22 protein-coding genes and 1 pseudogene are annotated in these 24,388 nt (G+C 39.0%); 6 read left to right on the forward strand and 17 right to left on the reverse strand.

Going from position 1 to position 24,388, the window contains the following annotated elements; all coding sequences use genetic code 11:
• The first annotated feature begins 57 nt into the window (after positions 1-57).
• Entirely contained in the window at positions 58-291 is a 234-nt protein-coding gene (locus tag ACX9NY_RS31965) for a hypothetical protein (RefSeq protein WP_472479631.1), read from the forward strand.
• Between the two features lie 278 nt (positions 292-569).
• Here the strand turns inward: ACX9NY_RS31965 and ACX9NY_RS31970 are convergent, their stop codons facing one another.
• The 4 genes from ACX9NY_RS31970 to ACX9NY_RS31985 all read right to left on the reverse strand — a co-directional run bounded on the left by ACX9NY_RS31970 (position 570) and on the right by ACX9NY_RS31985 (position 3,434).
• Positions 570-1,139, reverse strand: a complete 570-nt coding sequence (locus ACX9NY_RS31970) for a hypothetical protein (RefSeq protein WP_472479633.1) — start codon at positions 1,137-1,139, stop codon at positions 570-572.
• Positions 1,140-1,822: 683 nt separating this feature from the next.
• Positions 1,823-2,332 carry a hypothetical protein gene (locus ACX9NY_RS31975; RefSeq protein WP_472479635.1) on the reverse strand — a complete coding sequence of 170 codons (510 nt, stop codon included), beginning with the start codon at positions 2,330-2,332 and terminating at the stop codon, positions 1,823-1,825.
• 103 nt (positions 2,333-2,435) lie between these two features.
• Entirely contained in the window at positions 2,436-2,939 is a 504-nt protein-coding gene (locus tag ACX9NY_RS31980) for a hypothetical protein (protein WP_472479637.1), read from the reverse strand.
• A 39-nt stretch (positions 2,940-2,978) separates the two neighbouring features.
• Positions 2,979-3,434, reverse strand: a complete 456-nt coding sequence (locus ACX9NY_RS31985) for a hypothetical protein (protein WP_472479639.1) — start codon at positions 3,432-3,434, stop codon at positions 2,979-2,981.
• Positions 3,435-3,910: 476 nt separating this feature from the next.
• On the opposite strand from ACX9NY_RS31985, the gene ACX9NY_RS31990 reads away from it, so the two are divergent.
• On the forward strand, positions 3,911-6,286 hold the full coding sequence (locus tag ACX9NY_RS31990; RefSeq protein ID WP_472479641.1) for an ATP-dependent DNA helicase: 2,376 nt from the start codon (positions 3,911-3,913) through the stop codon (positions 6,284-6,286).
• A gap of 104 nt (positions 6,287-6,390) precedes the next feature.
• On the opposite strand, the gene ACX9NY_RS31995 is transcribed toward ACX9NY_RS31990, so the two are convergent.
• The 7 genes from ACX9NY_RS31995 to ACX9NY_RS32025 all read right to left on the reverse strand — a co-directional run bounded on the left by ACX9NY_RS31995 (position 6,391) and on the right by ACX9NY_RS32025 (position 14,515).
• Positions 6,391-6,861, reverse strand: coding sequence for a hypothetical protein (locus tag ACX9NY_RS31995; RefSeq protein ID WP_472479643.1), 471 nt, complete (start codon positions 6,859-6,861; stop codon positions 6,391-6,393).
• 260 nt (positions 6,862-7,121) lie between these two features.
• A complete protein-coding gene (locus ACX9NY_RS32000; protein WP_472479645.1) occupies positions 7,122-9,611 on the reverse strand; it encodes a hypothetical protein in 2,490 nt (829 codons plus the stop codon).
• Positions 9,612-9,625: 14 nt separating this feature from the next.
• Complete coding sequence (locus ACX9NY_RS32005; RefSeq protein WP_472479647.1) at positions 9,626-11,533, reverse strand: hypothetical protein; 1,908 nt, start codon at positions 11,531-11,533, stop codon at positions 9,626-9,628.
• Positions 11,534-12,122: 589 nt separating this feature from the next.
• Positions 12,123-12,407: a hypothetical protein gene (locus ACX9NY_RS32010; RefSeq protein ID WP_472479649.1), complete on the reverse strand. Its 285-nt coding sequence runs from the start codon at positions 12,405-12,407 to the stop codon at positions 12,123-12,125.
• A 425-nt stretch (positions 12,408-12,832) separates the two neighbouring features.
• Positions 12,833-13,672 carry a hypothetical protein gene (locus ACX9NY_RS32015; RefSeq protein WP_472479651.1) on the reverse strand — a complete coding sequence of 280 codons (840 nt, stop codon included), beginning with the start codon at positions 13,670-13,672 and terminating at the stop codon, positions 12,833-12,835.
• Positions 13,673-13,787: 115 nt separating this feature from the next.
• A complete protein-coding gene (locus ACX9NY_RS32020) occupies positions 13,788-13,958 on the reverse strand; it encodes a hypothetical protein (RefSeq protein ID WP_472479653.1) in 171 nt (56 codons plus the stop codon).
• Between the two features lie 14 nt (positions 13,959-13,972).
• On the reverse strand, positions 13,973-14,515 hold the full coding sequence (locus tag ACX9NY_RS32025) for a hypothetical protein (protein WP_472479655.1): 543 nt from the start codon (positions 14,513-14,515) through the stop codon (positions 13,973-13,975).
• 342 nt (positions 14,516-14,857) lie between these two features.
• Between ACX9NY_RS32025 and ACX9NY_RS32030 the strand changes: the two genes are divergently transcribed.
• The 3 genes and pseudogenes from ACX9NY_RS32030 to ACX9NY_RS32040 all read left to right on the forward strand — a co-directional run bounded on the left by ACX9NY_RS32030 (position 14,858) and on the right by ACX9NY_RS32040 (position 15,851).
• Positions 14,858-15,280, forward strand: coding sequence for a hypothetical protein (locus ACX9NY_RS32030; protein ID WP_472479657.1), 423 nt, complete (start codon positions 14,858-14,860; stop codon positions 15,278-15,280).
• Between the two features lie 208 nt (positions 15,281-15,488).
• Positions 15,489-15,665, forward strand: a pseudogene (locus tag ACX9NY_RS32035) (helix-turn-helix domain-containing protein); the annotation flags it as partial.
• A 45-nt stretch (positions 15,666-15,710) separates the two neighbouring features.
• Complete coding sequence (locus ACX9NY_RS32040) at positions 15,711-15,851, forward strand: hypothetical protein (protein ID WP_472480370.1); 141 nt, start codon at positions 15,711-15,713, stop codon at positions 15,849-15,851.
• A gap of 96 nt (positions 15,852-15,947) precedes the next feature.
• Here ACX9NY_RS32040 and ACX9NY_RS32045 read toward each other — a convergent pair whose 3' ends face one another.
• On the reverse strand, positions 15,948-16,973 hold the full coding sequence (locus ACX9NY_RS32045) for a hypothetical protein (protein WP_472479659.1): 1,026 nt from the start codon (positions 16,971-16,973) through the stop codon (positions 15,948-15,950).
• Positions 16,974-17,139: 166 nt separating this feature from the next.
• On the opposite strand from ACX9NY_RS32045, the gene ACX9NY_RS32050 reads away from it, so the two are divergent.
• The gene (locus ACX9NY_RS32050) at positions 17,140-18,129 is read left to right on the forward strand and encodes an arsenic resistance protein (RefSeq protein WP_472479661.1); all 990 of its coding nucleotides are present in this window, start codon (positions 17,140-17,142) and stop codon (positions 18,127-18,129) included.
• A 339-nt stretch (positions 18,130-18,468) separates the two neighbouring features.
• On the opposite strand, the gene ACX9NY_RS32055 is transcribed toward ACX9NY_RS32050, so the two are convergent.
• The 5 genes from ACX9NY_RS32055 to ACX9NY_RS32075 form a co-directional block, all read right to left on the reverse strand.
• Positions 18,469-19,869, reverse strand: coding sequence for an NAD(P)-binding domain-containing protein (locus tag ACX9NY_RS32055; protein WP_472479663.1), 1,401 nt, complete (start codon positions 19,867-19,869; stop codon positions 18,469-18,471).
• Between the two features lie 80 nt (positions 19,870-19,949).
• Complete coding sequence (locus ACX9NY_RS32060; protein ID WP_471773748.1) at positions 19,950-20,366, reverse strand: MarR family winged helix-turn-helix transcriptional regulator; 417 nt, start codon at positions 20,364-20,366, stop codon at positions 19,950-19,952.
• Between the two features lie 89 nt (positions 20,367-20,455).
• Complete coding sequence (locus ACX9NY_RS32065) at positions 20,456-21,523, reverse strand: flavin-containing monooxygenase (RefSeq protein ID WP_472479665.1); 1,068 nt, start codon at positions 21,521-21,523, stop codon at positions 20,456-20,458.
• Positions 21,524-22,150: 627 nt separating this feature from the next.
• Positions 22,151-23,128, reverse strand: coding sequence for a hypothetical protein (locus ACX9NY_RS32070; RefSeq protein ID WP_472479667.1), 978 nt, complete (start codon positions 23,126-23,128; stop codon positions 22,151-22,153).
• Positions 23,088-24,248: a hypothetical protein gene (locus ACX9NY_RS32075; protein ID WP_472479669.1), complete on the reverse strand. Its 1,161-nt coding sequence runs from the start codon at positions 24,246-24,248 to the stop codon at positions 23,088-23,090. Before ACX9NY_RS32075 ends, ACX9NY_RS32070 begins: the two co-directional genes overlap by 41 nt.
• Positions 24,249-24,388: the final 140 nt, after the last annotated feature.

A 24,388-nucleotide genomic window follows, 5' to 3' on the forward strand; every position in this document is an offset into this window, starting at 1 on the left:
AATGGAGAAATCTAGCATCCGTTAACTCAGCAAAAAAATAATAGGAGGATTGCTTAAATGTCTTATATCGATTTTAACAACGAACGGATAAGAGAATTATTAGAAATAACTGAAAATGTAAAGACTACTATTGTGAGATTAGATGAACGTCAGAGAAATGAATTATTGTTTGAATTAGTTAGTCATTATGAAGAGTCTATACGGGCTCCAAGGGAATTTGATTATGAAGATATCATCGAATCTAAGTCATTTTTTGAACTTTTATTAAACTTAACGAAGAGATTCGATTAACCGTGTATATCCTAAAGATAATTCCAAACGATCGCTCTTTGTGTTTATCTTAGAATCAGCTCCACTTACCCTGGGATCGTTACCAATTACGGTTTAAGCAGAAAACGGGAATAAAGAATAGATTACAAGATGAGAATATTGACAGTGTTTGTTGTAAACTTCACTCTAATCTAATATTACCTAATGACAAACGAATACAAAAAGAGTAGAAGCCTTGAGCCCCTACTCTTTTTGTATTTGTCTTCATGTAGACCTCTAAAGACCCCTCACTCTTAGGTTCATTTCAATTCAAATTCTCTCTTCGGTAACCATGTACCTACATGCAGGGTTGATTCATAATAATATTTCACATCTGAAGAAACAGGGAAATCATCCAGGTCGCCTAGATCCTTTATTAGCACGTACCCTTTGTCATCCGGATTTGAAGAATCATAGAAATCAAAATTCCGAATACTAGTAAGCGTTTTTATATACTTGTCCGTATCCGAGATTATATCCAGTTTACCTTCATTGTTCCACTTACTCTGGAAGATAGGGACTTTGATCTCATCCAAGCTTTGCAAATAGGGTAGAAATGAGTCTTGCTTCCACGCCTGTTTTAATTCCGGATAACTCTCATTATAGTTGTTCATTTGAATGACTTGCGTTATGGAAAACAGGAACAAACCACCTGCTATAGATAAAATTGACCATATTAAAATTCTCGTAATCTTGTCGTTCTGACTACTGACCAATCTATGGATAGAATAAATAATAAATATGAAGGCAGTTATGATCATGAATATATAAGCGATATCATCATATGAACGATCTTTAGGAAACGCATCAATAATTTCTTGTCTTGTCAAAGTAGACACTCCTCATATTGTTTATATCAGCAGGATTAGTATTACGTGTATGCTCCAGTATCCCTGTTCCAGCCATTATTTAGGAATGTGGGATCGATTTGATCTATATAATAATTCATATCGTACCTCTTTACGGAGATCCTCTGTTCTATGTAAATTTTTGAGTAGGAGAATTTGTTCCGGTATGTAGTAAATTGTGTTAGACCGGTACCTCAAATGAAAAATTGAAGCAAGTGTGCTGATATGATATTCATGAACACCACTCATCTCTGCCAATTCCAATACCCTTTCCTCCGAAAGCCACTGAGGATCTCGTTTTTCTTCTTTCGTCATGTATTTGGTGAAGTGTCGAAAACCGATTAATTGTTCTTCTGATATCCCACGGTAATTTTCACTGAACCAATGCTTCTCGCGATGTGATACTGCTAAAGAGATTAACATCGAATCGATATTCATCCAGGTATACACGAAACGTTTAACCCGTTCCACTACCCCATTGGTTAGAGGGTAAGGGCGACCGTATCGAATATTACATGCGACACACTTTCCATCCCTCTTTGATTCGAATTCATTACAAATATGACAGAGTTCCTCAGGGGGTGGGATATATTTTATCAATGGTGATCCTCCTTTTTAATGTGAAGACAAATTTCATTTTATAGATCGTACTTCTCCATCGGTACTTACTTTGCATCCTTCAGGTGTAAGGTGATGAGTTCCTTCCCATCAGGTATACCAACAGATTCAAGTCCAGACACCAGCACATAACTAATATAGTTTCTGCTCTGAGTAGACGGCTCTATTTTTCTTAATTTTCGGTAGGGTACGATGGACTGATCTACCGCTACAGCAATGGCAGTGATGGAGCCATCCTCGTTCACATTATAATCAGTCACTTCCTCCTCTAATGTTTGCTGGTCGTCTAAATACAATTGATACGTTGTTGTTTTCCAATCCATAACAGCTACTTGATGATCGCTATGATTAATTAGACCAATAGTAGCTCCTATGCAAACGAATACAAAACCAATAGATCCTGCAATGGGGACTAGATGTCTTTTGGTACGTGGGGAACTAATTTCTTTAGCAGTCAATGCAACAAGGACTAGAATTACAGCGATAATTAAAATAACTAACACAAAATAATTGACCTCTTTAACAGGAAAAGACGCGATTAATTCTTCAGTACTCATTGAAAGTGATACCTCCATGAATTGGATAGTTGATGTTAAAAGAAATTTAGCTTTACATAGAATCTCGGATAAACTGGAACGTACCCTTGAAGAGGATGCTGAGCTATTCTGCAGGTTTCAAATGTATGGTCAGTGTTTCTTTTCCATCAAGTATGCCGATCGATTGAAGCCCCGATACATAGACATAACTCACATAGTCTTTGCCCGTAGTCGATTGTTTTTTCTCATCCAAACCCTCGTATGTAACCATTGAGCTATCTTTTGCAACAGCAATGGCCGTAATTGAACCATTCTCGTTCAAGGTATAATCGGTGACATCCTCCTCTATCAGTTCCAAGCTACTTATGTAGGGGAGATATGACTCGGTTCTCCAATCTGATTTCGCTTTACTATGTTTAAAGGTGTCATCAAGGCTCTGTGTGAAACTGCAGATTAGAAAGACTAGTGATAATGCCATCGAGATTAATGAGATAAAACTTCTAGTACGAGTTTTGCCAAAAGTACTAAATGAGAAGAACAGTAAAATGAGACCTAAGAATAGCAAGGTAGGAACGGGTTGGCTCGGTTCTTTTATTGGATATGCGGCAATTAATTGTTCAGTGCTCATGAATAGTGACCTCCGTAATTCAGAACGTTTCAAAAATTGTTAGGAGCTTAATTTATCAGAATTATGTTTATTATTTCGCTGTTGCATGGCCATTACCATGAACGCAATACAGACAGTAAAACTGAGTTTAGATACTACAATAACAGGGAATAGAAACCACAGATTAAATTCCATACGAGAAGCAAAGAATTCAAGTGCTATTGGAAATGAAACGTAAATGCTGCCACTGATGATGATTTGGATAATGGGTGGAGCTTGGATAATCTTTTTTAAGTAAGGACTAGATCTAGAGCTGTTTTTCATGGTTAAGAACATCTGCATAATAGGAAAAGATGCAAGACCAAGTAATGCTGTCTCAAAGAGGTATTTAATCAAACTAAGTACTAGGATCAGGACTGAATAATCAGCCGAATCAAATTTCAAGTACCACAAAAACGAGCTGAATAGGATGAACAAGCAGGTAACAAATGTTGAAAAACTTCTTTCGATTTTCATATGATCACTCTCCTGCAGGTGAGTATATAATTATCGAGGTGTACTTACAAATTTGAAGATGAGTTTCATTATCTGGTTCCAACTAGCAAGATCAATGTGTATTTGAATACGCCTGAATAGATCAGGAACTGGGTAGTCCCTCTTCCCCCATCAGCAGCTGGCATAACTATCGTGGAAACCTCTCTTACAATCGATCTCTGATTCGTGTATGTTGCTGATTACAATGCGTAGGATTATCCTTACATTTATCTCTACCAATGCGAACAAGATTACAAGTTTCATGTGGTATAATGGGAACATATGTGTTTAAAAGGGGTGAGGGGATGTCTAATTCCCGTGTAGAGTTGTTGCTTGATATATTCGAAAGGCAACTTCCAGAAGAGTACAACAGCAAGGATATACGGACCAGCCAGGTACAAATGGCTATAGATGTAGCCGAGTTTCTGCACACTGCACAACGGAGTAAGCGCATACTTGTGATTGAAGCACCTGTAGGCACGGGAAAATCATTAGGGGCGTTGGTGCCGGCAATGATCGAATGCTCCATTGATCGTGCGTACAACCAGAGTCGTGTCGTGTACGCAACTGCTACGATAAATCTTCAAAGTCAATTGATGCAAAGTGAAGTACCTCTTTTAAGGAATATGAAGCTGCTGAAAACCGCCATTCTCGCCAAAGGGAAATCTCATTACTACTGTCATCATGAGAAGCAATTTGTAAAACAATTGGATAACGAATTATCACAAAAGCTGGATCAATTTTTCAAAACCTCTTCAACGGGCCATCGAGACGAATTTGAGAAAAATTACGGGGGTATTGGAAACTCAGACTGGAACCGAGTGAGCTTTAAAGGGTCCCGTTCTGACTGTGAGAGATGTTCCCTCGGATTTTGTCCAACAGCGAATCATCGTAAACGGTTTCGAGATGAGCATGTGGATTTAGTCGTAACGAATCAAGATCAATTGATTCGATCTGTTCTTAACCGCCTAGAAGACGAGCCCACGGCTGCCATTGTTCCTCTGAATCCTGGCATTATTGTCATTGATGAGGCTCATCATTTTCTGGAGAACTTTTTGGGTATGATTGCTGATTCTACGAGCACTTCAGACTTGGCAGAGGTTGCACGAAGCTGGCATTTCCCTCAGGACCAGAAAGTTGCATATAACAACCTGATTCTTGAATTAAACAAGGCTATGAGAAGGGAAGAACAGGATAAACAATCTCTTCTGGGCCGGTATCCTATATCGTCCAATCTATCTCATTACCTTGCAGAGGTTAGAAATACGTTAAAGACACTCTCGGAGAAGATATTCTTCAGTAAACGTGAACGTCTAGACCGTGATTCCTCTCTACGTGATTACGTTGAGAAACTAGACAAGATTGTATATAGCATTAAACAGCTCATCAATAGTAAGTATTCCGTAAGTTGGGTTACCTATGAAGACTCTACCTTTACCAGTATCCCTACCAATTTCCCGAGTGAGTTTAAGCGTGTCATTAGTCACTTGGCTGGACAGAACAAGCTCATTGTAATGTCCGGTACCTTATCGATGGATGGCGACTTCACTTCATTCCTGAACCAATGGCGACTAAGTAGAGAAGACGTTGAGCTGAAGGTCATTCCAGAATCATTCCAGTATGCAAAACAAAGCTTGATTTATGTTCCAGAGAACATACCTCATCCTAATGATCAGGAAAAAGATTTGATGCAGCACGCAATGGGCCATTACCGTCAACTGCTGGAGCTGACGCAGGGATCATCTTTACTGCTATCTACCTCTAAACAGTACATGGCCAGTGCCAGGGAACCCATTGAGCAGATCTGCCAAGATAATCAGTGGTTATTCCTATACCAAGAGCAAGCCGGCGTTGAACAATTAACTTCTGAGTTCAAGGCAGACAAAAACAGTGTGTTATTAGGCAGTGGTTCGTATTTCTCAGGGTTTTCAGTGCCAGGCGAGGGATTAGTCTCGGTTATCTTTTCCAGGCTCCCCTTCCCTGTCCCAGACGATCCTTTCATCAAGTTAATCGGCCAAGGATTTGAAGATGATTTCATGAAACAAGTGACGCTTCCCCACATGATGGTGAAACTAAATCAAGGGGTTGGCCGGCTGATACGTGATATCAAGGACTATGGTGTAATCACTATTTTAGATCCGAGGATATTTACACAAGAATACGGTAGGGATATTCAGAAGAGCTTCGAGGAAAAGGGATATCGATTTACGCGTTCCTTTGAAGAGGTGCAAGCCTTCTTCCAAGAGAAGCGACAACATGGCTCCCAGGCAGCATATCCCCCCTACTCCCGTTCAGCGTTGAACATTTCGGAGAGGTTAAATACCGGGAAAGTCGTATTTAAAGGAAAAGAGATTGCAAAAGAACTAAAAATATCAATGGATCAAATATCGGACGAACAGAAGAAATATGCTAAAGCGATCTGCAAGCAATACGGCTTCAAGTTTTCTACCAAACCCAAAACGGGTGAGGATTTATTCAAGTATCTTGTCAATCAGCTGTATGTTGCTTTCAAATCATTTGCTCACATTGCTGAAGAGTATCCCTTTAAAGATCAAGAACAACAGGAAAGGTTAAGCAAATATCAAGGGGATGGCAAACGGAGCTATCAGATGCTTAAATGTACTGATCCCAGAATCGGTTGCAGCGGCGTTTGTGGAGCTGAACATATACAGGCGTTGTCGCAACGAGTGATGGACTGTGGAGGGGAGTTAATCCCCCCGATTACTAACCGAGGGTTTTGCTGGCTAGAAATCAAACCACATGATCTTAACGAGGAGATCCTCAGTAGGTATGCATCCCTGGTTGATGAAGTTGCAGCAACAGAGGAGCAGTAATAATTTGTTGGATTGGCTATCCAGTAAGCCAAAAAAGAGGCTATCATGATCATGGTAGCCTCTTTTTTTTCATTCTCTTCTTCGGGGGACTACCTGGGGAAATCCTATATCCCCTTTTGATTCATGTACAGCAGTGTCTTTCTTTTTTTTGTTTCGAAATCTACATCATAGTTATAATCAAGCAGCAGCTTTCGCTTTAACATTTCCTGTTCCATTTCCAGTTCCTTAAAAGTAGCTTGTATTTCTTTAAATTGTTCAAGGGAGTAAGCACTCTCGTCTATGACTAGCCCCGTATACTCAATCTGCAGGAAGTACTTCACCCCATTGGTTGTAAATTGTTTATCATCGATGGATAGAATTTTCCCATGGCGCTCCCTCTCTTGTTCGGATAAAAATTCATTATACAGATCAGTTAGATTTTCTGAAGACTCTGCTTCAATGACTGTAATGGACTTCTTTTGTATGAGCATGTAGTTCAATTGTTTATATGTAGCTCTAATGGTTCGAGATAAATCATAATATGCTGCAACTGCTAATTTCCGTTCTTTTCTACGTTCAAGCCATCGGATCATCATGTTTACCCCCAGCCTAATATGTCTCATGACTCACAATCTTAATGACGGTTTCTATCAAGCAATAGTATATATAGGAATAGAAAAAAACAGGCATCGGAGATAATCCTTCGATGCCTGTTTTCAAAACGATAGCTCCCCCGCCAAGAGCAGATACCGCTAATACTAAATCACGTGATTAATATAGCAATTACGTAACGACCCGTCAAATGACATGAGGTTGTGTGATTTTGGCGAGTTCACACATTTCAAAATTAACTGAGTTATTCAACATCAGAAGACGTAGTTTCCTGTTCCTGGGTGAATAAAGGACCCTCGGACCACAGTTCAGTCCGTACGTACTTTCCTTCATTTGCTTCAGAAGCTTGTCCAGACATGGAATCTAAGTACTGGTATTCATTTTTCGAGTGTGAAATGAAGACGAGATTTTTCTTTGTTTCCACAAAAGATAATTCTTCGGGGAAATCAGCCCGACCATAACTAGTCGAAACGACAAGAGTTGCACCCATCATTTCAGCTTTCTTTTTGGCCATTTTGATAATACCTTCACGAATACTTCTCGCGACATCACCATCAGTCGTGGAATAGCATCTTTCCAAGAAGAGGATAAAACGTTCCTCTACAGGTTGTGCCGGTACCTCCGTCTTTTGTTTTGTAATGTCCTTGAAGCTGAGTTTCTTTTTGGGCAAATGGGATATCGCTTTTGTAAGTCGGATGACTGCTCTACCCACGTACTGCTGTTTTGAGTTGTGCACTGTAATCATTTTCTTGTTGGTATCAAAACTGCTTAGTAAACAGCGCTGATAAATCCCCTTGTTCCAGTGAAGACAGGTGGACACGGGATATTGACCGACACGAATGGTAGTCTCATAGTCGGCTGCTTCGGCCATCACAAGAGAACTAGCCATCTTCATCTGCCGATCTCTCTTCCATTCTTCTATGGCTGCTTCCGGAATAGGTAAACCAATCTCTAGTTCAAAGTCAGTTTCAACAAACTTAACCTTTTTTAAATTGCTCATGATCTCAGCTTTAGTCAGGAGCACTAAATTTTGTTTTTGTCTTGAACTTAATTCTGATGAACCCAACATTTTCAAAAAGACTTTGGCCAGACCCTTAAAACAAAACGATATGATTTCATCCATATGTTTTTCTTTAAATTCGTCTGGCAGTTTTAAGCCTTCTATGAGATCTCTGCAATCTAAATTGGTAGCTAAGTAAAGACGTTTAGCATCCGTAAAGTTACTGGTCTGCTCTAAAAGGGTATACTCACTTACGATAAATCTAATGTCGTAAGGTGATGTAACATACTCACTAAAACGTTCAAAACGTTCTGGTTGGAGAAGCATAAGCAGATACTGACTGTCCTCTGCTCCCTTAACATACCAGGATTGTTTTTGTAACTGATCTTTGAAGTTGCCTTTTTGTATCAAACCCACCAATGCTGTAAGAAGCGATTCCTCACTATCAAAATGCTGAGTAAGCGTGTTAAGTGCGGGTAATTCTCTGCACAATTGTAGTCTCTTATCCACGGAGATTCCAAGATCAACTAAACGGAAGTACAAATTGACGTTTAAATCATTTTGCTTATAAAGAAACTGAAACTCTTTCCAAGTGACGCACAGTCCTTTTCCGGAGATATACTTAATAAGTGTTTCACCCTTTAACTGGTGCATACTCATCTTGAAATCGGAGACTTGAAGTGTATTCACATTAATGACGTTGAGAAAATGGTCAGAGAAAATAGGGTGGAACTTATCTAATCTTCTAATATGCCTATGGACTGCCTCATTATTCACTACTATTTTTAGAAAGGCCTTTTTACCTTGTTCTGCACAACGATGGATGAACCTCTTCAAATGATCACCCCCATCTTTACACTGATCCCAGGCTTGCACAGCCAGAGAGTTAGAGCCGTAGATTACCTCATATACATCTTGTTCTTTTCGTGTTGAGGCATGTTGGAATAGAGCGCGATATTGAAACTCAGTTGGGGGGTTAAGCCAGTTGCTCCAAAGTTGAGTAATCCATGCGTTCACTAAGTCTGGTGCTGCAGTTGCGTACATCTCTAGAATCCCCCGAGTAATCTCTTCCGGGTCCACTGCTGCCTTGAACGTTGCTTCTAAGCCCCGAATACAATCAACAATGTCTTCTCTTGACATAAATTTATCTAGTTGTTCATAGAACTCAATATGTCTTGTGAGTGATATTAGACTGAAGTGCAAGGGTTTCGTATATTTTGACATCCGAATTGCTACCGGTCGTTCTAACTCGGACAAAGTGCTGTACTTTTCTCTTGAGTCATAGTGTTGCATGTTCTCAATGAACGGTCCGATACATTTCTCCATATTCTGTGCTAAGTAGGCCTTATCAGAGTAACATTCCATGATATCTATAAATAGGTCTGAACGTGCCCATTGATGATATACACTAAACCGACCATCTTCAAATAATTGATAGATGTCCTCTATCCCTTCAGTTTGTATCATTCGTTCAATCTGTTCTAAAGGTCGGTTTGAAGAACACAGAAATCGTACGAGCAGATCTGGAACGGTTTGCTCGTTAACGATCTGGATTAAGATTCTGGATGAAAGGACTTTGTTCCAAGTAAATGATTCGAATTCAGGGTAACGTGTAAGGTAGTGAAGATGTGCTCGGTTCACTAGAGTAATCTGTTGTAATACCTCAAGTGGCAGACCGTTCTTAGAAGCCTCTGCCAGCGTTTCGATGTGGTTGCGGATTAATGAATATACCATGTAAATGTCTCCTTTTAATTTGCGATTTCGTATTGATCAAACATTGTTTTCGTCAACCATTTTTCAAATGCTGCATATTCTTGTTCTTCGCAGATATTCATCACTCTTATCATCTGATAATTCATGACAATGTTAGAAAGATGATGATTTTCTACTTTCAAGGTCATCAATCGTTCTAGGTATCCTGCACGTAATTTTTCGCTCGATCTGAAGGATTCTTTATTATCAATTAAGAGATCCTTCATACCATATACATTAGTAGTTTGGATCTTCTCACAGAGGGTATTTAAATCTGCTTCTACCCGCTCTTGATCAGACATGTGCTTTCTCACGAGTGTCATGTGATGCGATTTGATTAGAAGTGCAGAATCGATCAGATCCTTTTCCAATTGATGATGTTCTTCATCAGAAAATAGGCTTAACGATCTGAGCTTGTCCTGCTCTAAAATTTGGTGAATGGTCGATACATAGTTTTTCGGGTTGAAATGATAAAGTGCTTGCAGATAGTAATACAAGAGTTTTTGATAGGGGGGATGTTCAATCAGAATCAAAATTCTGTCCACTTGAAGAAAAGCCAAGAGGTGCTTCAGATGATGTGTCTCACATTGACTTAGAAGTTCTATTAAGTCAGAGATTCTGTCCTCTCCTGCGAGTACCTGAATGCAGGACCCAACCATCTGCCGGCGTTTCAACAGGCTAATATCATTTGGGGAAATAAATCCATTGACTAGGAGTGATTTCGTGTAGGTGTAATTAGTTGGAACGCATTCAATGTCACGTCTACTGCGTAACTGTTCAAGATATATAAACTCTTCTTGTGCTAATCCAACATGTAACAGCAACTCTTGAATGATCCTGGTTTCAAGTTCCTCGGAAAGAACTTTGAGATCGATGAGCAGGATGTAGGATGGATTGCAATAGGTGATCAGTTTCTTTTCCACGAGTTGAAGATATAATTTGAGGTTGTCTTGGTTTAAAAAACGGGGGTTATTTGAATCATCTATAAATCTCGAATGGAGCAAATGATCTAGATCGTCCTTTTTCATCCGTTCCACTTGAGCGATGACTTGATCAGATAAGGGTGATTCTGACCAAAAATGAGATTCTAGATACCGTCTTTTCATTCTTAGTAAACCAGGTCCAGTAAATGAGGTTTTCCCGAGGGTTTCGAAATTGGATAGCAAGTAGTTATAGGAGAACACTTCCTCCCTGGTGATGCCTAACGTGGTGTGGTCCTTTGTATTTGTGGGGGTTTCTTTGGTAGTAAGCAAGTATAGTGTTCGTAACCATTTGGCTTTAGCTTTATTCTTGAATAACTTTGAAGATGGCTTACCTAACCGCACGTATGCATCGCTTAACAAGATGACTAACGGGTAGTTCTCATGACTGCCACTCAAGTCCAGCTCTAATTGCTCCAGCTGCTTAATGATGAAGTCTAATAATCCCTCATTTTTTGAATTATATAAGAAAATATCAGATAACAGACTAATTATAAGTACACCGTCATTGGGGGGGAGAGATGAAATATCTTCTTCTTGCAATCTTTCTAAGATATCTCTGGCTTCGATTGGATCTCTAAATTTACTCCAAGAGAAATTTAGAAGAGCTGCAGCTGCTAGTGAATCCCAGTCGTTGACAAGATACTGACGAACACTGGATACAAAGAGCACTTCCTGGTCATACAGATAGTTGTCTCTGCCGGCAAGTACGAGGCCCAGAATCAATGAACGAAGATCATCTGTATTGTGTACGATGTTACGTTCATGCCAACGCTCAGCGATTTCCCCTAGGTACGAAAGATTATACTTGATTGCAAATCGTGCTCTCTTTTCTTTGTCACCATCCTTGAAATTGAGTAAATCTTGTAAGAGCTCCTGATTCATGTTAGGGAATAGTTCTTGATTTGAAATCCATGTCTGCATGTTGATGATCCTCTCTGTACGTAGTTTAGTTTGGGTTGTGAAAGTGCGCAAAAAAAAGCACTTTATCCTATTAATGAACAGCAAAAAGGTGGAATTACAACCTAAGGCTGTTCGTTAACTTGATAAAGTGCTTTTTAAGGTAGGGACTCTTTAGCGCATGCTGGAGTCTATCGTGAGTAATTCATTGGTGTTTTTGAATATTATCATATTACCCGCGATAGAGCAAGCACCTCCCCCCTCCCCAAAATTTAACGCTTACTGCTACTTTAATGAAACCTAGCTGAAAAGAAACGGCGCTAATAACTGTAACTGAAACCGTAAGTTACATTATAGTTGGTAAGTGATGAAGCAGCATTCTATAGGTGTTATTGACTGTTAACAGATGAAAACCTTTACATTAAAGTTGGTAAACCACTCGATTCAAATGATTTATTGGCACACATATTTACCAACTATAATGTCCATTTACCAACTATAATGTCAATTGGCAAACTATAATGGCATTCTATATTCGGATCTTCTTTATTTTTAAATAGTCAAAGAAGCACCATCAACATTTGTTGATAGTGCTCTTATAGTAATGAATTTATTACTCGCCAATCTCGCATAATGCAATTTGAAGATAGATCAATTCATGATGGTCTCTCTCACTAAACAGTTCATTTCTCTCCAATTTATATTGTAATTCTTTATATCTCTCATGACTTCGATTTCGAACGCGGTTTAAATCAGGTATCTCTGTCCCCCAAACGTCACTATATACTCGCTTGATTAGATTAAAGGATTGTTCGAATTGTATACCTAACTCAACAACGCCAATGATGATCCATTGACTGATCTCAAGTGTGTGGTCCTTACGCTGGTTGTTGTTCAAAGAAATTCCGCCACCCCTTATTCAACTAATTTTCAGACTTGAATGGAAATAAACTAAGTTAAATTAACTTAACTTAATTTAAATCATTCAGCGGATTAATGATGAGGCGGTGAGCAGGATAAATGGTCACGTGCTCCAGGCAACGGGCAGAGTTTTGATACTCTGTTAAGTTGCATCTCAACTCCGAGGTAGAAGGCACTTTATGGAGGTCATGCACACCTTCCTTATCAATGATCGCCACGATCCACTCAGTCTCAGTTGTTATGGCATTAAGCTCTGTATAGGTTACATTAGTTCCCTTTGGAAACCATCCGAGTATCCTGTATATTTCCCTCTCGCCATTGTCTATCATGAAGCTCTCAATGGTTTCATACTCCCAAAAGGAATGGCATGTATTTACAACTAACGTCATTAACTCAAAGTGATTATTCATATGAATCAATTTGATGAGCTGCAAGATATTGATTTAGTTCAGGCTGGTCTTTAAAACGTAATGTTAATTCAGATTCAGAAACGATGTATGTCTCTGCAATACATTCTGCAATAATCCGATTATTATCAATGCTCGATGAATATATATTTTCCACCGTGTTTTCTATGACAATTTCTCTAGTGAAGGGCAGTAATTCGTATCCATAGGATTTTAGGATGTCTGTGACTTGCACTGTGGAGTATTCATTGAGATCAACGGTCATCATGCGTAGAATGTATTTCTCTTCAATATGATCGGAAATTTCTGGAGGGAGTTCAGTGATATCAATAACTGTGAATACTGTGGGACTATCTACTCGGACATATTGGAATTCATCTGTCTTAATCCAGTAGTCTTCTACACTCTGTACATAAGCCGGTTCTTCTTGTCCCTGCTTCCATATACGTATCACGTGCTGGTTCCGGTCAGAATCGTACTCAACAGCGACTAGATCCTCACCGTTAACGGTTACTTTCAACCCTGGATAATTCTCTTCAAGGACGGAGTAAGCACAAATCAAGCCTTTCGGTGTATGGACCTCAATTGTTGTATTCGTTTCTATATTCGGTTGACTTTCTTCTGGGAAGGACTGATCTGCCTCAACATTACTTGTATTCGAAACCGATGGTGATTCAAGTGCAAGGCTAACTGCAGTAGGGATGGAATCATTTATCGTTTCTTGGGCTGCATATACAACACCTTGTAAGGCTTGTTCTATTTGTGCGGGGGTCAGCTTAATTTGATTTTGCTCCAAGTATTCTTTAATCATTTGTTTTAATGCCGCGTTTAACATATAAGTTCCTCCAATATTTTAAGAATGCAAAAAGGCCAAGCAATAATCTGCTTGACCTTAAGTAAATGAATCTTTATTACATCTCCAAGAAGGGATGTTTGTGCAGCTGGTACCATTACCCTTTCTTTGCGGGTTTAATGTTCCGTTTAGTGATCAGATATTCTTGCATCAACCGATCAAGTTCTTGTCTTTCAACATTGTTTTGTGGGGGGACAGCATATACGCCATTACCCACTTCTTCCGCTTCTTCAAAAGCTTTCACGAATTTGTTATCATTCGATGTCATTACAATCACCTTCCTCACTTAAAGTAATGTTTCACCAACTCTAAAGCTTCCGGTGTTTCTATCGCCATCGCGTGGTTTCCAAGAAGGATGGCACCTAATTTATCTCGGTAGTGTTCAATAAGGTTCGTCTTGGCAATAAAAGAAACTACACCGTCAAAACCTAGATCGAAACTTAACTTGCATGCAATGGCGAATAAATGAGCATCAACCCCAATAAAAAGCTTGTTTTTGCCGACATTTCGGGGTGCGCTCTCTACTAAGTTTATACTCACATATCCTTGTGCAATTTCATAACTGATCAATCCTTCAATTTGATCTGACCCTTTGACCATCAGTTTGATAACGTGCCGGCCAGGGGCATCAAATTCCGATTTCCAGTTAAAATTGGTCCAGCCTTCAGAAGGGGTGAGTTTATACAGATCCTTCTTCGTTAAGGGTTCAAAGACAGTATCATATTCTTCCCCATTTTCCGAATGTACCAAACATAGTGTTAAGTCATCAATGAGGACATCGACTACGGTGTTAGGATTGGTCAGGGTGTCTTGCAGGTTACGCATTAAACATTTCCTCCTTTAATTATAACATTTGTTTCGAGATTTTGCTGAAATGGGTTGTAAACGGACACGCAAAAAAGAAGCGTTCCTCCCAATGACAATACAGCATAAGTAATAGTTACACTTAAGCAGATTGAGATCACTCGGAAGAGCGCTTCTTTAAAAATAACCAGTAACCCATAAGGCGCGTGCCAGAGTTAATAAGAGATGAATGAAATGGAATAATATGAAACTTAGTCTACCATGGAGTCGTTACGGAAGACAAGTGGGCTATCCCCTGCTCTATTACTCGATTTTCTTAAGACATGATACTCTGGTATCAAAATAGCTTGGGGGACACGTTAGATGAGTATGACTACAGCACAGATGCTAGGTTCTTTAGAGGTTGGCGAGTATGCTTATATGATAGAAAGTATGAAAATGGACAATCAGCGTATATCCGTGATTAGAAAAGGAAATGGATTCTTTTACTACGATCATCCAGATTTCGAACCTGGAAAGATAGAACTATGCCTTAACATGGGAACAATGAGTTGTCATTGGGAGCCGTTTGTCCCTGAAATATCGGAAGTAACGTATATTGATCCCTTTGAGGCCTTTAATGCTTTTCAGAACGGTATTAATCTGAATGCAACCTACAATGGTGTAACGATTGTTGTTAACGCAGCTACTCCGATCCAGAATTTTTCGCGTTTAGCACCAGGCTTAAAAATCACAGACCTATGGGGGGATATTATGTGGTCCTATACACATTTATCTGCGACATGATGCCTTAACCATCATGTTCATTGAACTACTTATCATAAGGGGGTGAAGGATTTGGAGATGAATCGAACCACTTTTGGGGTTACAGGGTCAGTGGGTTGTACACGACGTCATATGATGATTGTACTGGCAATACTAAATTCTGAGAAAGTAACTATTATTGATACGGAGACCGAGTATAAGATACTTCGTAGACTAGAAGAAGAGCAAAATGAGTAATCTGGGTATTCGGCTCAAAAAGGCAAGGAAAAACAAAAAACTCACTCAACGAATGGTTGGTAGTAAGGTAGGGGTTTCCTATGGGACAATATCGGGTAATGAGAGATCCTACCGAGATCCAGATTCTGAGATTCTTATCAAACTTGCTGATTTATATGAAGTATCCTTAGATTGGCTATATGGTAGGGATGTTAGGGGGGGAACGAGCAGTTGCTTGGTCTTTACACATATCATTAGTGAAGCTGAAGAGAACTACCAGGTAAGTCTGAAAGACGATCCTATTGTAGAAGCAGCTGTACGTGATTTAGTTCGGAACCTGGCCAAGATGAAGATAACTACGCTGACCAAAGGGTGAATGCTTTCCTATCTCCACAACAGTCACAAGAAAGGACACTGAAATCACAGTGTCCTTTTAGTTATGTCTAGTGGGCAACGATCATCTATAACAATCTTATCCGTTGGCTGTACTGCTCTTCTCTTCCTGTATTTTTTGATATATCGCTTTTGAGCGCTCCATAAGTGAGGTTGGAATCGCATTATATGCTGGTTCTTCAGGCTTAAAATCCTCGGGCGTATAATGCAGTTTCGCTGCATTTAGATGGAATAACCAAATGGAACCCGATTTCCAGAGTAGTTTGCTATTCAGATACGGCTCTAAAACCCCTCTATCCTTATCTTTGTGAATACGCCCATTCCGTAATCCTAGGATTTCTTCAATCTCTCCAAATGTCTTTACTTGCTCCATAGTGAGACTACAATGATGGCAGATGGTCGTCTCTTGCAGCAGTACAGGTTTATCAGACCCTTTTACCCATCCCGTGCAAAGGGAGCATCTAAAAGGATATCGATCACCTGTAACGATTGAGAGTCGATCCTCGTAGTCTTTAATCTGTGAATCCAAACTAAAGAGTTGCAGTATTGCACCGTTAAGAGAATCTTTCATACCGGTAAGGATTTCTTTTCTTTTTCGCAAAGACTGTACTCTTTCCTCCATCTCCCCTATCCAATTCAACCGAACCTCATTTTTGTTGAAGTTAGGATTATAGAACATATCCGTGACCGACTTATGTATTAACCAGATCTTATTTGATTTTCTGATGAGAGACGTACCTACTAGAGGTTTCAGTTTATAGTTGATGTCATTTTTAACTGTTCCATTTTTGAGTTTTAATTTCTCTTCAATTTCTGCGTTCGTCACTACTCCCCTTATGGTTTGTAGACACCGGCTGCAGATGTTTAACTTGGATTGTATCTTGTCAGTGATTTCTTCTTTTATAGATTGCTTACACTGGTTACATTTTCGCGGAGAGAATTCCGTTTTTAACCTATCCCCTCTCATCATCGCATCTCGGATCTGTGCATTGATCTGAAATATATAAAATGCTGCATCTGGTAATTCATCTGCCATGGAGAGGATCTCATTACGTTTCATCTCCAGTTGCTCGATTTGTTGTTGATGGAAGTTAATGATGTCCATAAGCTCACTCCTACAAAACAGGTTATTTGTGATAAAGTATAATCGCAAATTACCCAAAAAAACAACTTTGGTGCTTACTTTTCTCTCAGATACTAAGATAAATCTCATTCGTGCACGTTCTCTTTGTTTTTCAATAGATTATAAATTAAAGGAGACGTCGTTCACCATGGTATCTCGTGAAAAATTGGAGCATAACCAAATTTGGATATACGTAGTTGCCCTTGTCATTGCAGCTATTGCAGGTTTAATAATGCCCGAGACAATGTCGCTGTTCGATAATCATGTTCTGATTTCACTCATTATTGCCGGCTTGATGTTCGGGATGTTCACGCAAATTCCGTTCCTTTCGATTAAGGAATCTATGGGAAACCCACGTTTTATTTACGCCCTTTTAGTCGCAAATTATATCGCCGTACCTCTGGTTGTATGGCTACTCTCGCAATTCTTACCTCAAGAACAGTCACCTATATTACTTGGCGTGTATCTAGTGCTTCTTACGCCTTGTATTGATTATGTGATTGTATTTACCTTTCTGGGCAAAGGGAATGAACGAGCCATGCTTTTATCTACGCCTATTCTTTTTGTGACACAAATGATTTTTTTACCAGCCTACCTATGGCTCTTTATGGGAGAACAAACAGCTGAGTTGGTTAAGCCAGGCCCTTTTATTGAAGCTTTTGTGATCATAATTCTGTTACCGTTGTTTTTGGCCATACTTACTCAAATATTCGCTAAAAAAGGGTTTAATTCTGTATTAGAGGCTTCTGCTTGGCTTCCTGTACCACTCATGGCACTCACATTATTTGTCATCGTAGCATCACAAATGAGCAAACTGTCATCTTATGCAGATACAATCGTGAAAGTCATTCCTGTATATATTGCATTTATGATCATTATGCCACTTATTACTCGCTTGATTGTAAAATGTTTCTCCTTGGACATACGCTCAGGACGGGCTGTTGTGTTTAGTGCAGGAACCCGAAATTCTTTAGTCGTGCTTCCTCTTGCTCTCTCCTTACCTGATCAATGGAGTTCGCTCGTTGCGGCTATTATCGTCACGCAAACTATTGTCGAACTAGTCGGAGAGCTGATCTATATCCGTCTAGTTCCCAGAGTTATTTTACCTGATAAATCCATGGAACAAAACATCGACTGAATAATCATTATATTCAGGAGTGTAGTAGCTAAACAATAAAGAATCAGGGTCTTGTCTCTACTAAGAACAAGACCCTGATTCTTTATTTTATACTTTTCTTAGGTGTAGTTACAGTGGCAAATGAAGCAAGTTGCTTGCCACTGTTTAAGGTTATGTTGATATAAAGATTAGCAAACTGTGTCTATTTTAGAAAAAGAAATATCTAAAATTAACTTTTAAATTGGTGTGTTAACCTGCGCGTTAGATTTAGCAAAATGACAGCCCACTAATTAATCAGCTGTCATTTTGAATTACCTTTAACCCTTCTAATGCAGACTCACGACAAATTTATGCTTTATTTCAATTAGAACAAGAAGAACTACAACCACTTGTTTGCTCGACTATTCTCACCTGAGATCGATTCACACTGCATACACCGGTCTCAGGCAGATCCAACTCTACTTTTAAAGCTGCCTCTAGGTCACCCGCCAGAAAAGCAACCACCGAACGAACCTGTTCATATCCAGTAGCCATCAGGAAAGTAGGTGCACGTCCATAACTCTTCATACCTACAATATACAACCCTTGTTCCATATGACGGAGTTCTTTCTCCCCATGTGGACGAACGGTGCCGCAGCTATGAACATTCGGATCAATTAATGGTGCCAGGGTTTCGACACTTTCGGTAATCTGGTCAATGCTAAGCCTCAACTCTCTTAAGAAGGTAAAGTCGGGTCTGCTACCTGTATTCACAATGATCTCATCCACTTGAGCTACTTCCTGAATTACACCACGTTGCTCTCCAATGATAGTGACTTGATCGCCTTTCTGCTGAAGTTCCTGAATATGAAATGGCGTTATCACGTTGACCTTTCCAGTATCAACGAGTTGATGAATTCGACTTCCTAGTTCACCTCTGGCTTCCAGTTGATCATTCGCTTCTCCACCATAAGCTTCCTCTACTTGATCTCTTCTCATCAACCAGGTCAGTTTTGTACCTGAATCCATTTCTTGCAGACTGGATAGATCAAGTAACGTATTCAAGGCCGAATGTCCACCTCCTACAACGGCAACATGTTTATTCGTGAAACGCTCCCGCGCTTCCCCTAGTACATCCGGAATGCCATAGAATATACGGTCATGAAGAGCTTTCTCTTCAGGAGTGAGTACACCACTAGAAAGCACAGGGTTAGCGTGTTCCCACGTTCCTGAAGCATCGATCACAGCTCTAGCTTCATACTGCCTATTCTTCCCATCCTCTTCAACATAGATCATAAAGGGTTGTTTCTCGCGGCCTACGGTTTTCATTTTATCTGTATTTTTGCGACTAATCCCCACAATACGTGTATTTAAATGAAGATCATTTTGAATTTTCGGAAGTTTTGCGAGCGGAAGTAAATACAGATAACGCAGCTCATGACCCGTCGGTAATTCGTCTGGAGATGGGGCAGTCCACCCATTCTTTGTCAACAACCTCTCTGCTGCTTTATCTACGTTATACTGCCATGGAGAAAATAGACGAACATGGCCCCACTTTGAGATATTCTCACCTACTTTACTCCCCGCCTCAAAAATGATAAATGATTGGCCAGCTTCAATCAGATGTGCTGCTGCTGCCAGACCAATAGGCCCAGCACCAATGATGGCTACAGGTAAATGAGATAGCTCTCCTTGGTGTACAGGATCTTGAAGAGAGATCTTCTTTTCCATGAGCTTAGGTTCACAACAGGACTCGACTTGTTTAAATTCAATGTTTTTCATTTCAAATGACCTCCAGTAGTTAGTTAAATATATTTGCAAACTACAAGTATTAGAGAAATGTAACGGGGTAATACTGCTCATTACCCCACTGGCGTACAGCACATTTTCGATTTTAACATACTCTCATTAAGCAGTTTAACAGATTGCATAACGATTGCTTTTTCTGTATCGGTCATGAAAGAAAAAACCTCTTCCAGATGTGTATTCATCCGATGATCTATAGCTGTCGCTACAAACTTCCCCTCTACCGTCAATCTCAGAATGTATACTCTCCGATCTTCAGGATGAGGTGTTTTTAAGACCAGGTTTTTCTTAATCAACGTCTGTATTTGACGACTAAAGGTTGTAATATCCATGGCTAGCGTTTCGGCAATTTGTTGCATGGATGGCTCATGTTGATGGTCAATTTCATATAGGATATGACTTTGGATTAAAGATATTTCCTGCTCTCCAACCGTGCAACAATTTTTATCCAGCAAGCCGAAGCGACGTACCATGATCTGTAATAACTCTCTTGGGTTTTGGTTATCCGGCAAGATGATCACCTCTTGGTGTCTATTATAATCATATTATTTGTATATTGCAACTAATGTATATTATTCTGCTTTTCTAAATTGTTTTGGATATGCTTAACGACATACTCAGCATCTGGCCCCACACCCCGAAGAGTTGCTGATGCAAAGGAGCGCTGTCCAGACAAGCCTACAAAATAAAGTCCAGGGATTGTCTTGCTAATCCCGTTCTTCTGCTCGGGTTCGCCTTGGCCATCCAATCCACCTAATGCATCAATATAAGAAACGTTAGAGCGATATCCTGTCGCGAAAATGACGGTTTGAACCTCTTCTTGTGTTCCATCGGACCAGATCACCCCACTGTCATAAAATGCCGTGAACATTTTCTTTTGTTTCGGGTTTCCCGCTTTAAGCCGTTGCTTGTATCCCTCCAAATCCAGAACCGATGAACCGTTTGCAAATGACTTTCCTAATTTCCAAAACGAATCGATCCCCGTTAGCTTAAACCAGAAGTGAATATCCTGTCCCAAGAGTCGTTGCGGGATAAGGGCTACTGGTTCTCTAACTGCAAGTGTTGTATCTGCTACTTCGGATAGTTCCATGGCAATCTGAACTGCGGAATTTCCTCTCCCTACCACAATGACCGATTGATCATGAAAAGGGGCTGGTGATTTATATGTCGCGGAATGTAAGATTTCCCCCTCAAATTGTTCATGGTTTGGAATCGAAGGGGTATAGGGCCTACTAAACGATCCAGTCGCCGAAATCAGATTGCGAGCCAAGTATTTCTTTCCACTTGAAGTTGTTACTGTAAAAACCCCGGATTCTTTGGATACTTGATCTACATGGCTGTTATAAACCAAAGGCAATCCAAAATGAGAAGCATAGTCCTTCAAGTATTGAATAACTTCATCACGTTGTGGGTATCGATCCCCTGGAGAATCTATCGAAAGCCCCGGCAGAGACGAGTACTTGGCCGGTGAGAATAACTTTAAATTATCGTAATACTGTGGCCACGCCCCTACCGCTTCTCCTCCTGACTCCAAAATCAAAAAAGACAGCCCTCTTTTTTTAAAATGATAACCGGAAGCAAGCCCTGCCTGACCTCCACCAATAACAATGACATCCCAGATTGGTTCCATAACACATCTCCTTCAAATATAATTAGAGTGATTCATTCTCACAAGGTATGTATTCATTTTAGTATAATTAATTATTTGCAAATTGCAAGTATTTTTCCTTCGATGACTAGTTATCTCATCTTAAAAGCTAAGCTGTAAGTGTTCATTAAAACACTCAGCAAAAAAATTATAAACATTTACTTATGGAAACGCTCCACGTCATAAAACCAATGTAATCATGTAGGCTCATGTCCATTATTCCAAATATAGTATACCTTTATATAGGCGGCTATTCTCTATACTCATTAATTCTCACCGCTTTAATTAATAGTAGGGAAAGTTATTAACTGTATTATTAAGTTTTATTCAACTCAAGAGAACCTGAAAATTTTCACTAGTTTTTGAGCAGAGCTTGAATAAGAGTATCTTTTACTCCTCAAAATTTTAAATATCCTACAAATTACAAAAAAACTGCCAAAAGGCAGCTTCCTCATAAGAAATAAATTCAAGAGTCTCTGCAAGTAATATGTGAATAGAGGTCTGGCGGATTTTTGTGAATATAAAGAAGGTTACATCATTCACAATAAGCAATTGCAATAAAAAATAGGAAAACCAATGAGTTTCAAATACTCCATAATGAAATCCAGATTATAGTTGTCCTTCTGGAACTAAATCATCAATAGTGACTTGAGATTCAAAGATTTTTTCTCTATTGGTTTTATATTTCGGATTAATTGGGGAATTTGTTCTCAGTCTCTCCGACATTTCTTGAGCCAGATCCCTGAAAGTCTTAAATGTCGACGGTTTGCAACCAGGCTTGATTCTCATAAGCCTACCAGATTTAGTTTTGGAGTCCCATGAAACAAAACCTTTTAATTCATGTTGTACACCGTCATTAAGAACTATTTCAATCTTATTTTCTATTTCTTTACATAGTCGCTTTCCTAATTTCAAAGGGTAAAGACCCGGGTAAGTTGTAGCAACTGAAGCTGCTAGATCCTGCAGCGTGAAAACTTCTTTATCATTAAGGGATAATTCGACAAGGCTTGCAGAAACAAGAGAAATATATTTTGATTTTGGAGTAGAGGCACCAATTTTGAAGACTTCATGTATGAAACTTGGATAATCTATTGGCTGTGAAAAAAAGAATTCTAAGTCATCGTCATATATAGTCTTACCGGTAGAAGCAATAAGAGTTGGTTCTTTTGAAACAGAAAACAGTATAAAATCATATTGTTTTGTTTCCTCAATGATATATTCATGGTTATTTTTATTATAAACTATGGCAATATCATGGGTGTGTGTAGATAGATCATTCGAAGATACTCCCCCATTTTCAACCATTTCTTGAGGTGATAATTCACCATATTTACTCAATTGCTTAGCTTCAGTTTTCCCACTTTTACATTCAAAAGAAATTGCGTGGTTTTTTTCTAAATTGTTTAACACCAAATCAAATTTTACTTCAACATCTTTTCCTTTCTGTTGGACATCAAATTCTCGTTCAGTAAATTCAATTCTATAACCTGCCTCGAAAAAAACTTTAGGATAATTGGCAATATTAAGTGTCATGCTAGCGAGAATGTTAACTAAGTCCTGCTCTAGATAAGTCAACCTTGAGTCCAAACTCTCCTACCTCCAAAGTGGCCATCGCATCGATGTAGTGATTAATATTAGCGAGAAGCCTAAGAATTGTATTGCCACAAGAATACTTTGGTAAAGATACTCGGATAAATTCCTGATCAATTTCAAAAGTCAGTTTAGCGCCTGAATTTCCATGATGCATGTCAACTGCATACACACGGTATTGGTCGCGTCCTAGATCGTTAGGCATTCCCCATAATCGAAATGGCTCTTCTCCTGAAAATAAGAAATCAACCAATTTATTGGGTTGAACCCTCTTACTGAATTTAATTGTAATTGGGGTTCCTGACAAAAATCCTTCTTCAAAACTAAGACCGTAACTCTCAATATTGCTAATTGCTGAACTATATAAATCAACAAGATTATGCACAACTTGAGAATGATTTGAGTAAGAATTCCCCTTAGCAGTTATCTTTCCATCAAATCTAATATCATCAATAATGAAGCTAGATTTCTGTAAATTTTCTCCTTCATCTTCTTTTCTTAAAAGAGAGACTTTAGATAAACCCATCATATGGGAAAATTCTGATTTCATGAGAATTTGAAAAAAATTCTTTGCAAAATGTCTATTTATATTCAAACTTACATCTTGGACATCTTCTGTGCTGTCGTTTCCTTCAATAAGAGAATCTTCTAAAGCCTCTTTGTACTTTACACCAATACCCCAAAGCTTTCCGAAGTCTATGGTTTGAAGTAAGAGCGGAACAGGTAACCATAATGTATCTAAGCCCTTTGTATTTTGAAACTTTCTAATAAAGCGATCAGTAATTTTTGTTGAACTAGCAGAATGAAGAATAACATATCTTCTAGATGTAGTATCAATAAAATAGTCCCCATCACTTGTATGTAGCCTTAAGAGAGATTCTTCTTCAGTTTCAATAACTTTAGATTTATCATCAACTTCCAATGCTTTAGACAAGAGTGTTGACAGCAATGAATCATAATTAGTTTGTTTGTTGATTTCATGTATTTCGATAATATACGTCTTTAATGCATTGCGACCATAACCATATTTTTGATATGTTGCATGGTCCGTATGATTCCTAGTAAGGATATTATCAAATAATAATTCTAGTTGGGCACGAGTTCTGATAGTGTCCATGATAGTCACTCCGTCTAATCAATTTTTACTCAGAGTATCATAATTTTTACGCTTTTAGGATGTTCAAAAGAATAATAAGAATTGAATTCAATTCTTCGTCGATTAAACAAGATTACTTTAAATATGTATCAATATTTAAT

It is taken from the genome of Paenibacillus sp. CB74 (assembly GCF_055687625.1).